This window comes from Buttiauxella gaviniae, from assembly GCF_040786275.1.
GTDB classification, from domain to species: Bacteria; Pseudomonadota; Gammaproteobacteria; order Enterobacterales; family Enterobacteriaceae; genus Buttiauxella; species Buttiauxella gaviniae_A.
The window spans coordinates 3,359,056-3,370,776 of record NZ_JBFMVT010000002.1; the positions used below are offsets into that span (position 1 = coordinate 3,359,056).

Consider the following 11,721-nt stretch of genomic DNA (forward strand, 5'->3'; position numbering starts at 1 on the left):
TTTTTTTATACCCAAATTCCCCGTTTTATTTGATGCTAAACGAAACGGGAAATTCAATAAAATCAACGCGTTTTAGTTTCAAACACATCCGTCTGCAGATGAGTATAGTCCACCTTCTTGAGCTTAAAGTTGGTGATGTAAATTGGCCCCGCATTCTGCTCAGAAATAAACTTGTACTTCGGCATTAATTCTTTGGTTTTAATCCCCGTCCAGGCAGAAAAGAAATTCAGGAAATCGTTGGCTGAACGGCGCGCTTTAATCTGGCGATGCGCTTTATCATCACTTGAAAGCACCATAAATGGTACCTGGAAGTTTTGCTGAAACTCATCATCGTGCGCCAGATATTGCACATCGGTGCCACGCTCTTTGAATGCCAGACCGTGATCGGAGAAGTAAACCATCGAGAAGCTTTCACCGCTGTTTTGCAACTGCTGGTAAAGCTGTTTTAGCAGGTCGTCAGTTTGCGTCATGCTATAGATATAACAAGACGTCTCTTTCGACTGCACAAAATCTTTATATTTACCCTGCGTACGATCGCATGCCTGTGGATGCGAACCCATCAAATGCAGCACAATTAATTGCGGCGTAGTGCGTTGGGTTGCAAATACCTGTGCCGTCATTTTCAATAATGCTTCGTCGCGGGTATTTTTATCCGCTTCAAAATCACCGTTTTTCAGGAAATGTACTTCATCTGCACGTTTGGCGATGCTGGCGATGGCGGTATCGTACTCACCAATTTGCCCTTGATTGGAGAACCACCAGGTCTGGAATCCGGCGCGGTTAGCAAGCGTGATAATACTGTCCTGATACTGCGGTTTACCATCAACGACGCGGTTGAGCGTCATGCCTAACGATTTCTGCGTTGACCCGCTGGCAGCTACATAATCCATAAACAGATTGCCATTGACCTGGCTTGCAAACGGGGTGTTATCCCAGTGCCCGCCAAACGCGCCTAATGCGTCGCGTCGTGCGCTTTCACCAATCACAACGACATACGTCTGGTATTTCGGCTTAACTGCCAGCACATTCCAGGTGTCCTTCATTTTCGAGAAGGCCTGCATGCGCGTTTGCTCGTCAATAACTTCCTGGTTATTCACAATGACATCTTTAACAAAGCGGAAAACCGGATAGCCGGAGTCTTTGATTTTAAATACGCCGCCGTAGGCCAGGTTTTGCACAGGTGCGACAAAGAAACAGACCACGCTCACGACCAGACATAAACTGTCGAAATGGCACCAGGTCCTCTTCTTCGCGGCTATTTTGCGGCGCACGGCAATCACGCCGAGCGCCAGAATAAAGACCGATACCAAATAGCTGTACCACGGGAAGATAGTCATTATCTCCGTGGATTCTTCGAAGTTGGTCGAATGCAGGGCCAGCAGAGTATTAAAGTTTGGCGCGCCGTAAGCCTGACCAAAAGGGAAATACATGGCTGCGAGTAGACTGCAAATAGCCAGTAACCCTTTTTGTAGTTTGGGTGCGCTGCGCCAAAGCAGCAGCAGAACGCAACTGAATGCGACCGCATAGAGAATGCTAAATTCGTAGCCGAGTGCGAAGTTAATCAGTAGAGACTGAAGGAAATAAAAACCAGTCCACGGGTTAAGCGCAATTGCGCGAGTCGTCAGGGTATCTTTAACCGTTAAATTCATGTTTTTCGAGATCTACTAAACGCCATGCGAAGACCCTGGCGACGAGGGTAAGAACCTGCCTGACAGACGGAAAAGAAGGGAAACTGGACCGCATCTGCGAGCCGCTTCATGTGCAGGGCTGCAAGAAGATAGAGCGGTACGATAAGAAGATCAACTGATAAGCGAAATGTGTTTTGCGAAGCAGATAACAAATCCGACAAATGGCAGGGTTAAAGCGTGTAAAACGGAGGTATTCACGGAATCTATTGAAAAAGAAATTTATAAGCAGGCACCCGTAGCTGTTCAGCTAGAGTGAAACAGGAAAGGCAGGGCGGCCGCCTATGGCTTCGGTTTTTCGCCCTGCTGAGGTTTCCCGGAAACCCAATCACATATCATATTCAGCAGCATCAGCCGCACTTGAAACGGGGAATGTGTAAACACGCTCATGCACCTCTTGAATTCATTCATATAACCCTCCTGTTCGCTTCTGCCGCCCTTAGTTCCTTTAAAAGCTGACTGCATTACATACAGATATAGCACAGGCTATATTGTATAGCTATTGCTAATTCGTTAAATTTTTGTGCTTACGTGATGCTGGTTTACAATGGGGCCAAACATCGTCATGGGACGATGCCGCGCCACTGCAAGAGGAAGCATCATGAGCCGTACGCCTGGCCAAAAAAATAAACAGAAAGTGACGCAGTTGGTAAACGTTGAAGCGCATGTGGAAGGCTTTCGACAGGTGCGGGAAGCGCACCGTCGTGAATTAATTGATGATTATGTTGAGCTGATTTCTGATTTGATTCGTGAGGTTGGAGAAGTCCGCCAGGTTGATATGGCGGCACGCCTTGGCGTCTCTCAGCCAACGGTTGCAAAAATGTTAAAACGCCTGGCGTCGGTTGGGCTTATCGAACAAATACCCTGGCGTGGCGTTTTTCTGACGGCAGAAGGGGAGAAGCTGGCGCAGATGAGCCGCGAACGTCATCAGATTGTCGAAAACTTTTTCCTTGCGCTCGGTATCAGCCCGGAAACCGCAAGGATTGATGCGGAAGGCGTTGAACACCACGTCAGTGAGGAGACGCTGGAAGCATTTCGTCTTTTTAGCGAACAGCGAGGTTTTAAGTAGGAATGGTACAAACCCTGCTTCGTCCGTTCGCTCGCGACCACTTTCTTCATCTATTGCTGCTCATCGGTGTTGCGTTAAGTTTTATCACGCCTTTTCATCCTGAACGGTGGGTTCATGCGATTGACTGGCACACGATCATTACGCTCGCGGGCCTGATGATGTTGACCAAAGGCGTGGAACTGAGCGGTTATTTCGATGTGCTGGGCCGTCGTATGGTGAAGCGTTTTGCCAGTGAGCGCTCCCTGGCATTGTTTTTGGTGAGCGCCGCGGCACTGCTTTCGACGTTTCTGACTAACGACGTGGCACTGTTTATTATTGTCCCGTTGACCATTACGCTGAAAAAACTGTGCGCGATACCGATTAACCGGCTCATCATTTTTGAAGCGCTGGCGGTGAATGCCGGTTCAACGCTCACGCCAATTGGCAACCCGCAGAACATCTTGCTTTGGGGGCGTTCGGGCTTATCGTTTGGGGCGTTTACCTGGCAAATGGCGCCATTGGCGACAGCCATTATGCTTAGTTTGCTGGTGCTTTGCTGGTTCTGTTTCCCGAATAAAAAACTGACTTACCAGGCTCATGATAAACGGCATGACTGGCAGCCTCGGCTGGTGCTGAGTTGTGTGGCGCTTTACGTCGTATTTATTGTCGCGCTTGAGCTTAAACAAGAAATCTGGGGGTTGGCGATTGTCGCAGCGGGCTTTTTACTGCTTGCGCGTCGGGTATTGCTGAATATTGACTGGAGTTTGCTGCTGGTCTTTATGGTGATGTTTATTGATGTGTACCTGATAACGCAACTGCCGGTGTTACAACACGCGCTGGAGGGCATTAATCAGCTTTCAACAGGTGGGTTATTTGCGTTAGGGATTGGTTTATCACAGTTTATCAGCAATGTTCCCTCAACGATTTTGCTGCTGAACTACGTTCCTGCTTCGGTGCTGCTGGCCTTTGCGGTCAACATTGGCGGTTTTGGATTGTTGCCGGGGTCGCTGGCGAATCTGATCGCATTACGCATGGCTAACGATCGTCGTATTTGGATACGTTTTCATTACTATTCGCTGCCGATGTTAGTCTGGGCGGCAGCGCTGGGCTATGGATTATTGCTGTTGCTCAAACAGTTTTAAGAGGTGAGGGGATTGCCCCTCACCACTCCATTACGCGTTAAATGGCGCTTCTTTTTTCAATACTTTTTCAATCACATCCAGCACGCCCTGCTGATTGCAATGCCCCGCCCGATAAGTCGCTATTTGCTTAATTTTTTCAGGCGCATTTTCCATCGCAAAGCCATATTTGGCCTGGCGCAACATTTCTATATCGTTGCCCCCGTCGCCAAATGTCACCACTTCGCTGTCATTAATGCCCCATTTTTCCTGCAAAATACGCAGGCCGTTGGCTTTATGAACACCGGGAATGATGAGGTCAATCGAACCGTGGCCGCTGGAAACCGGAACCATAATGCCTTCGAATTTCTCTGCCAGGGAGTTCATTGTGTCGTCTAACAGACTGTCCGGCAGATTGAGCGCAAATTTAAAGAACACATCGTTCAGATTAGAGAAATTATCCACCAGTTGAAGACGGTGATAATAGCGACGTGCCATGGCTATAAATGCGTCATCATAGCTTTTCAGGGTATAGCCGTTGTGTTTGCCACAGGCGATGATATCCACATGCGGCAATGTCAGCAGGTGGTCGATAACCGTGTTGAACTGCTGCTTTGTCAGCTCGCCATTGAAGGTATCTTTTTCTTCACTGACCACCCAGCCGCCGTTATCGGCAACGAATGAGATCTCGTGGGCGATCTCCGGGAAAAATGAAATTAACTGATAATACTGGTTGCCACTGGCGACCACGAAACGGATCCCTTGCTCTTTCATCTGCGCGTACTGCTCCGCAAAACGTGCGCGGTTGTACTCTTTTTTATCGTCCAGAAACGTACCATCCATGTCGACGGCAATTAATTTCACACTCATCGAACTCTCCCTTCAAGCGAGTGGGTAACAAGGTCTGTAGGTTTAGCGACGGCTTTTGCAACCAGAGCTGCAACCACCATCAAACTCAGTACAACCAGCATGGCAAGGCGTAGGCCGTAATGTTCCCCAAGGAAGCCCAACAGCGGTGGACCCACAAGGAATGCAATATAGCCTGAAGCCGCAACCACGCTGACGCGAGTGGCCGGATCCGGCCCGGTATCGCCTGCGGCCGAGATCGTTAATGGGAAACCGAGCGAGGTGCCTAATCCCCACAAAATGACCGAAACACCGGCTACAAACGCGTTATCAACAAAGATGATTAAACCGATACCCAAAATCCCCATCACCGCGCACGCACGCACAACGGCTACGCGGCTGTAGCGATCGATAAACCAGCCGCCGGTAAAGCGTCCCACAGTCATCCCAAGAGTGAAACCGACATAAATCATTGAGCCGGATGTCGGGTTAAAACCGTGGCCGTCGACCATCAGCAATGGCAGCCAGTCATTTGCGGAACCTTCCGCAAACGCCATTGCCAGTACAATCGTCCCGATGAGTAACAGCTGGAGATCTTTATAGAACGGGGGATGAGCTTCGTGCTGATTTTCGCCTTCGCCTTCGGCATTATTCTTGCCAACGCCGTGCGGAATCGCGGTAATAGCAATCACAATCGGCGTGATAACCACTAAACCAATCACTAAAAGATGCCCGTACGCGCTAACGTTAAAGGCCGTTAAACTCATGCCGATACCTGCGCCTGCGAGCGTGCCAAGGCTATAAAAGCCATGCATCATCGGCAATACGGTCTTTTTCAGTAAACCTTCAACGATGGCTCCTTCGACGTTCATCGCCACTTCTGATGAACCGAGCCCCGCGCCTAAAATAGCCAGGCCAAGCGCAAACAAAACCGGAGATGAAACAAAAAGCGCCGACCCCATTACCAACATGCCGGTGACCATTAGCGTCATGCCGCTGCGGATAATATTGCGCGTCCCAAACCGCTTAACCAGCCAGCCGGAGCAAAGAATACCGCTCATCGAACCAATCGACAGACCAAATAGCACAATGCCCATGCCGGCGGTAGAAACGCTAAGCGTGTCTCGGATGGCGGGCGTACGTGTTGCCCACGACGCCATAACCAAGCCGGGCAAAAAGAAGAAGGCGAATAAAGCCCAGGTGCGACGCTGCGTGGCTTTGCGAGTATGGGTAACGGCGGACATGGAAATACCGGTTGGCAGAGAATACAAATCACACTAGCAAGTTTGTGTACATTTGTACATATTGCCTGGTAAACTCTTTTCCGTCCGTTATTACTGAGCAATCAACATGAGCAAATCCCCACGGCGTAACGACCCTGACCGACGCGCACGCATACTGCAAGCCACGCTGGATATGTTGGTGGAACATGGTATTAGCCATATTACGCATCGTAAAATCGCCGAAGCGGCGGGCGTCTCACTGGGGTCAATGACCTACTATTTTGACGGCATTGAATCGCTCCTGGGCGAAGCCTTCACGCAGTTTGCCCATCAGATGTCAGACGACTATCGCGTTCGCATGGAGCAGGCCTGCAACCGCGATGAAGCATGCGAAGCGATTGTCGATATGATTTGCGGGGAGAAGATCGCGACGTCGTACAACCTGCAAGTGATGTATCAACTTTATGCCTACGCCAATCGCAATCCCGCGCTAAAAATCATCATGCAGGACTGGATGTGCCGCAGCCAGCAAGTGCTGGAAGCCTTCTTTGATCCGATAACCGCCCGAACGCTGGATGCATTTATCGAAGGAATGACGCTGCATTATGTGACGGATCGACATCCGTTGAGTCGGGAAGAATTGATTGAGATGGTGGGGCGAATTGTCAGGTAGATTTGCTATGCGCTCAGCCGGTTGTGTTGTGCAAATGGGGGGCGGGGCTTTTGCTGGTGGCTAATTTAGGAAGACCACAAATCCCAGGCAATAAAAAACCCATCAACCTTGAACCAAAGAGGCGGGGTTGATGGGCTCCACAAATTGGGGACATCAAAGAAAAGCAGTGGCACTAATTAAGACTTTGCCCCGGGCAAAAAGTTCGGCCTGTCATAAAAAAATCTTTTTTCTTTGTCTGCGGCATGGATCACAAACCAGGCCATATGATGACGATCAGCGTCCCCGCAAGGGTTAGCAATACGTTTGCGATGGCGTAAGTTCCGGCGTAGCCCAGCGCAGGAATGTTGCTGCGTGCGGTATCGCTGATGATTTCCATTGCCGGTGCGCAAGTACGAGCGCCCATCATTGCGCCAAATAGCAACGCGCGGTTCATACGTAAAACGTATGCGCCAAACAGGAAACAGATAACCACCGGAACCAGGCTTACGATAAGACCGGCGATGAGCATTTGCCCGCCGACGGCACCCAGGCCATGACCAATGCCGCTCCCGGCACTTAACCCAACGCCCGCCATAAACACCATCAGGCCGAACTCTTTCACCATATTCAGCGCCCCCTGCGGGATGTAGCCGAAAGTCGGGTGGTTGGCACGTAAGAAGCCGAGCATGATACCGGCGAACAGCAAGCCTGCCGCATTCCCGACGCCAAAACTAAACGAGCTGAACTGGAAGGTGATCATGCCGATCATCAGCCCAATAATGAAGAAGGCGCAGAAGGCGAGCAGATCGGTAATCTGACTGTGAATCGAGATAAAGCCGATTCGCTCTGCCACGGTTTTAACACGACGCGCATCGCCGCTCACCTGCAACACATCGCCTTTGTTGAGCACGATGTTGTCATCAATAGGCATTTCAATCTGGCTGCGAATGACGCGGTTCAGGAAGCATCCGTGATCGGTCAGCTTTAACTGACCAAGGCGACGGCCTACGGCATTGTGGTTTTTCACCACAATTTCTTCGGTAACGATGCGCATATCCAGCAGGTCGCGGTCGAAAACTTCTTTCCCGTTTCGGAAACTTGGATCGAGGCGGGAATGTGCGTCCGGATAACCTACCAGTGCGATTTCATCGCCTTTTTGCAGCACCGCGTCGCCATCTGGGTTTGCCAGAATACCATTACGACGGATACGTTCGATGTAACACCCGGTCTGGCGGTAAATCCCCAGTTCACGCAGATTTTTACCGTCGGCCCAGGCGACTAATTCAGAACCCACGCGATAAGCGCGAATAACGGGCAGGTAGACTTTGCGGGCGGCATCGGTATCAAGCCCACGTTCGCGAGCGATTTGCTGCGCGCTGGTTTGCAGATCCTGGTGCTGGAGTTTTGGCAGATAGCGGGCGCCAACAATCAGGCTGACTAAACCGATGAGATAAGTCAGCGCGTAGCCGAGGCTCAGATGATCCAGCGATGTTGCAAGTTCACTCCCAGCGCCGCCGGAATGGCGCAGGGTATCACCTGCACCCACCAGCACCGGAGTGGAGGTCATGGAACCGGCGAGCATACCGGCGGTGAGGCCAATATCCCAACCGAAGAGTTTCCCCAACCCTAATGCCAGTAACATCGCACTACCGACCATCACCAGCGCCAGCATCAAGTAATTTTTGCCGTCGCGGAAGAAAATTGAAAAAAAGTTTGGCCCGGCTTCCACGCCGACGCAAAAAATGAACAACATAAACCCCAGATTTAGGGCATCTGTGTTAATAGAAAAATGTTGTTGGCCGAGTAATAAAGAGACCACTAAAACACCAATGGAATTACCCAGTTGGACTGGACCAAGGCGTAATTTACCCAGACATAAGCCTAAGGTCAGAACAACAAATAATAACAGGATGTAATTCCCGCTTAACAAATCTGCGACGTTTATATTCACGAAGGATAACTTCTTGTTTACTAGTAACTTGTTGAAAGAGATGGTTTTTTGCGTTAGGGTTTCTACTAATTAAGACGCAGTTTAATGTATTTTCTTTGCATTAAAATATCCAGTGCGCAGACCTGATAATAGCCATTAGTTTAATCTTTATGAAGTTTTACGGCTAGTAAGAATATTGTGCTAATTGCGCTTTCGATTTTGCAGTAGGGATGCTGAAACTTTATCTGACTCGGGCATGGTTCTGCATGCAGGGCCATTAATTTAAGTTCGATACAAGCGATCGTCAGGAGGATGTGTGTTCATGCGTGGACAACGTTGGTTTGGAGTCATTTGCTGCTTCGTGTTGTTTGTTGGCGTATTTCTGTCGCAGAAATTAATGGCCGCCAGCAGCTACCCGGGCGATGGGCATTCGGAGTGGGGATTGCTGTTTTTTATCCTGCCGGGTGTTATCGCGAGCGTGTTCTCACGCCATGGCAGAGTGATCAAACCGCTGATAGGCGCAGTACTGGCTTCACCGATTTGTCTGTTAATCTTTCAATTGTGGCTGTCGCCAACGCGGACATTCTGGCAAGAAATGGCGTGGACGTTTAGTGCTGTGTTTTGGTGTGCACTTGGCGCACTGTGCTACTTGTTTATCCGTAGCGTGATTCGTCGCCAGCGGCGATAAAAAAAACCGGCTCATTTTTAAAGTGAGCCGGTTTTTTTCTGTGGCTTATTCCGCGTTCTGGAACAAGCTCAGGTGTTCTTTAGCGTAAGCTTCAAAATCAGTGCAACCACCGATGTGTTTCTGGTCGAGGAAAATCTGCGGTACGGTTTCAACAGGTTTACCAACAGTTTTTTCCAGATCGGCTTTAGTGATGCCTTCTGCATGAATATCAACATAGCGGAAGTTGAAGTCGTCACGCTCAGCGGTCAATTTCTCAGCCAACTCTTTAGCACGAACGCAATATGGGCAGCCTGGGCGGCCAAAAATTACTGCAAACATGGAAATCTCCTTTATTTTTTGTGGCCGAACGAACCGGCGAATGGCAACTATAATGCCGCTAACGGTGATGAATGAAAAGAAGGTCTTGCCTGTTAGTTTGATATTCACCACCTATGGCCTCGGCGTAAAAAAGAGGGGAATCAGGTTATACTAAGCCGATAATTGCCTCTGGAGACAAGCGGATGCGTTCACTCGGTGCACTACCGAAGCCAGTATTAATCCTCGAAGTTATCGGTATCGTTTTTTTACTGCTTTCCTATCTTTCCCTGAATGGTTACATAACGTTGCCAGCGCCTGTTGGGAGTGCCACGGCGGCCATTGTCATGGTATTTTTGGGGATTGCGCTGATGATTCCAGCGGCGGCATTCATGGTATGGGCGATGGCTCAAAACGTTGCGCCGCTGCTGACCAAAGGCAAACCACCACTCGATAAATCTCTTTCAGATAAGCCAAAGGATAAACGCGATGACGCCGACCATTGATCTGCTGCGTTCACACCGTTCCATTCGTCGTTTTACCGACGCACCCGTTACTGATGAACAGCGCGCAGCGATTGTAGCCAGTGCCCAGGCGGTCTCCAGCTCCAGTTTTTTACAGTGCAGTTCAATTATTCGCATTACCGATAAGTCTAAGCGCGAGCAACTGGTGGCGCTTAGCGGCGGCCAGAAACACGTCGCGCAGGCGGCTGAATTTTGGGTATTTTGCGCTGATTTTAACCGCCATTTGCAAATCTGCACGGAGGCGCAATTGGGTCTGGCAGAGCAATTACTGTTGGGTGTAGTTGATACGTCCATACTGGCGCAAAACGCGTTTACCGCGGCGGAATCACTGGGGTTAGGCGGCGTTTATATCGGCGGTATTCGCAATAATATCGAAGCGGTGACGGAATTATTAGCGCTACCGGAGCACGTTCTTCCACTTTTCGGCCTGTGTCTGGGCTGGCCTGACGAAGATCATGATATCAAACCCCGCATGCCCGCCGCGATGTTGATGCATGAAAACAGCTATCAACCGGTGGATGAAAACGTATTGGCGCAATACGACGAAGAGATGGAGCAATATTATCTGTCCCGCGATAGCAACTCGCGCAAGGATAACTGGAGCGATCACATTCGCCGCACCATCATTAAAGAGAACCGTCCGTTCATTCTTGATTATTTGCACAAGCAGGGTTGGGCGACCCGCTAATCGCTCTGGCGGTAGCGAGGGTTACCGCCGATCAATACATTTTCACTATCAATCACCCGCCTAAACGGTATTGGTTTTGCACAGTTGTCAGTCGGTATAACAGAGTCAGAAACGCTGATTCTGTTATTTCGACACGACGACAAGGAGCACCTGATGCCGATGACTACACTTGATAACTCCCCGTTCTACGCCGCAGATATTATCCGTTCCCGCATCAATGGCCTCGTACCACGCGTGGCTTTTATTCTCGGTTCTGGCTTGGGGGAACTGGCCGAGAAAATCGAACAACCGGTGGTTTTCCCGTATGACGAATTACCTGGCTTCCCGGTTAGTACCGTTCACGGCCACGCGGGTGAGTTAGTTGTAGGAACCCTGGCAGGAGTGCCCGTTGCCTGCATGAAAGGGCGGGGTCACTTTTACGAAGGGCGTGGAATGTCAGTTATGACCAACGCTATTCGTACCTTCAAACTGCTGGGTTGCGAAATCCTCTTTTCGACCAACGCCGCAGGTTCATTGCGCCCGGAAGTTGGCCCTGGCAGCCTGGTTGCGTTGAACGACCACATTAACACCATGCCGGGAACGCCAATGGTTGGCCCAAATGATGACCGTTTCGGCGAGCGGTTCTTCTCTCTGGCTAATGCCTATGACGCTGACTATCGTGGTATTTTGCAGCATGTCGCTAAAGAGCAGGGCTTCCCGCTGACCGAAGGCGTTTTTGTTTCCTACCCTGGCCCGAACTTTGAAACGGCGGCAGAAATTCGCATGATGCAAATCATCGGCGGTGACGTGGTGGGGATGTCAGTGGTGCCCGAAGTAATCAGCGCTCGCCATTGTGGGCTGAAAGTGGTCGCCGTATCGGCGATTACCAATCTGGCCGAAGGTTTGGGCAGCGTGCAACTTTCCCATACGCAAACGCTTGAGGCTGCGGCACTCTCACGCCAGAACTTTATCAATCTGATTTGCGGTTTCCTCGGCAAACTCGCCTGAGGCACTTCCACCACACCGGGTAAAACACATGGCGATTA

The 11,721-nt window shown here is 50.2% G+C and carries 13 protein-coding genes; 7 read left to right on the forward strand and 6 right to left on the reverse strand.

Annotation, left to right across the window (positions count from 1 at the left end; translation table 11 throughout):
- Positions 1–62 precede the first annotated feature (62 nt).
- Both AB1E22_RS16150 and mntS read right to left on the reverse strand, forming a co-directional pair.
- Positions 63–1,649, reverse strand: a complete 1,587-nt coding sequence (locus AB1E22_RS16150; protein WP_367596250.1) for a sulfatase-like hydrolase/transferase — start codon at positions 1,647–1,649, stop codon at positions 63–65.
- Between the two features lie 318 nt (positions 1,650–1,967).
- A complete protein-coding gene (mntS, locus tag AB1E22_RS16155) occupies positions 1,968–2,096 on the reverse strand; it encodes a manganase accumulation protein MntS (protein WP_367596251.1) in 129 nt (42 codons plus the stop codon).
- Between the two features lie 190 nt (positions 2,097–2,286).
- Here mntS and mntR point away from each other — a divergent pair, with 190 nt between their 5' ends.
- Both mntR and AB1E22_RS16165 read left to right on the forward strand, forming a co-directional pair.
- On the forward strand, positions 2,287–2,754 hold the full coding sequence (gene mntR / locus AB1E22_RS16160; protein WP_367596252.1) for a manganese-binding transcriptional regulator MntR: 468 nt from the start codon (positions 2,287–2,289) through the stop codon (positions 2,752–2,754).
- A gap of 2 nt (positions 2,755–2,756) precedes the next feature.
- A complete protein-coding gene (locus AB1E22_RS16165; protein ID WP_367596253.1) occupies positions 2,757–3,875 on the forward strand; it encodes an anion transporter in 1,119 nt (372 codons plus the stop codon).
- 30 nt (positions 3,876–3,905) lie between these two features.
- On the opposite strand, the gene AB1E22_RS16170 is transcribed toward AB1E22_RS16165, so the two are convergent.
- Both AB1E22_RS16170 and AB1E22_RS16175 read right to left on the reverse strand, forming a co-directional pair.
- The gene (locus AB1E22_RS16170) at positions 3,906–4,721 is read right to left on the reverse strand and encodes a Cof-type HAD-IIB family hydrolase (RefSeq protein WP_367596254.1); all 816 of its coding nucleotides are present in this window, start codon (positions 4,719–4,721) and stop codon (positions 3,906–3,908) included.
- Positions 4,718–5,941 carry an MFS transporter gene (locus AB1E22_RS16175; protein WP_367596255.1) on the reverse strand — a complete coding sequence of 408 codons (1,224 nt, stop codon included), beginning with the start codon at positions 5,939–5,941 and terminating at the stop codon, positions 4,718–4,720. The genes AB1E22_RS16170 and AB1E22_RS16175 overlap by 4 nt, the downstream gene beginning before the upstream one ends.
- 106 nt (positions 5,942–6,047) lie before the next feature.
- Between AB1E22_RS16175 and AB1E22_RS16180 the strand changes: the two genes are divergently transcribed.
- Positions 6,048–6,593: a TetR/AcrR family transcriptional regulator gene (locus AB1E22_RS16180; RefSeq protein ID WP_367596256.1), complete on the forward strand. Its 546-nt coding sequence runs from the start codon at positions 6,048–6,050 to the stop codon at positions 6,591–6,593.
- 247 nt (positions 6,594–6,840) lie between these two features.
- Here the strand turns inward: AB1E22_RS16180 and AB1E22_RS16185 are convergent, their stop codons facing one another.
- Complete coding sequence (locus tag AB1E22_RS16185; RefSeq protein ID WP_367596257.1) at positions 6,841–8,523, reverse strand: aspartate:alanine antiporter; 1,683 nt, start codon at positions 8,521–8,523, stop codon at positions 6,841–6,843.
- Between the two features lie 301 nt (positions 8,524–8,824).
- On the opposite strand from AB1E22_RS16185, the gene AB1E22_RS16190 reads away from it, so the two are divergent.
- The gene (locus AB1E22_RS16190; protein WP_367596258.1) at positions 8,825–9,190 is read left to right on the forward strand and encodes an inner membrane protein YbjM; all 366 of its coding nucleotides are present in this window, start codon (positions 8,825–8,827) and stop codon (positions 9,188–9,190) included.
- Positions 9,191–9,235: 45 nt separating this feature from the next.
- Here AB1E22_RS16190 and AB1E22_RS16195 read toward each other — a convergent pair whose 3' ends face one another.
- A complete protein-coding gene (locus tag AB1E22_RS16195; RefSeq protein WP_367596259.1) occupies positions 9,236–9,508 on the reverse strand; it encodes a GrxA family glutaredoxin in 273 nt (90 codons plus the stop codon).
- A gap of 182 nt (positions 9,509–9,690) precedes the next feature.
- On the opposite strand from AB1E22_RS16195, the gene AB1E22_RS16200 reads away from it, so the two are divergent.
- The 3 genes from AB1E22_RS16200 to xapA all read left to right on the forward strand — a co-directional run bounded on the left by AB1E22_RS16200 (position 9,691) and on the right by xapA (position 11,683).
- Entirely contained in the window at positions 9,691–9,990 is a 300-nt protein-coding gene (locus AB1E22_RS16200) for a YbjC family protein (RefSeq protein ID WP_367596260.1), read from the forward strand.
- Positions 9,974–10,696 (forward strand): oxygen-insensitive NADPH nitroreductase, encoded by a 723-nt coding sequence (gene nfsA, locus AB1E22_RS16205; RefSeq protein ID WP_367596261.1) that lies wholly within the window; start codon positions 9,974–9,976, stop codon positions 10,694–10,696. The genes AB1E22_RS16200 and nfsA overlap by 17 nt, the downstream gene beginning before the upstream one ends.
- Positions 10,697–10,849: 153 nt before the next feature.
- On the forward strand, positions 10,850–11,683 hold the full coding sequence (xapA, locus tag AB1E22_RS16210) for a xanthosine phosphorylase (protein ID WP_367596262.1): 834 nt from the start codon (positions 10,850–10,852) through the stop codon (positions 11,681–11,683).
- Positions 11,684–11,721 lie beyond the last annotated feature (38 nt).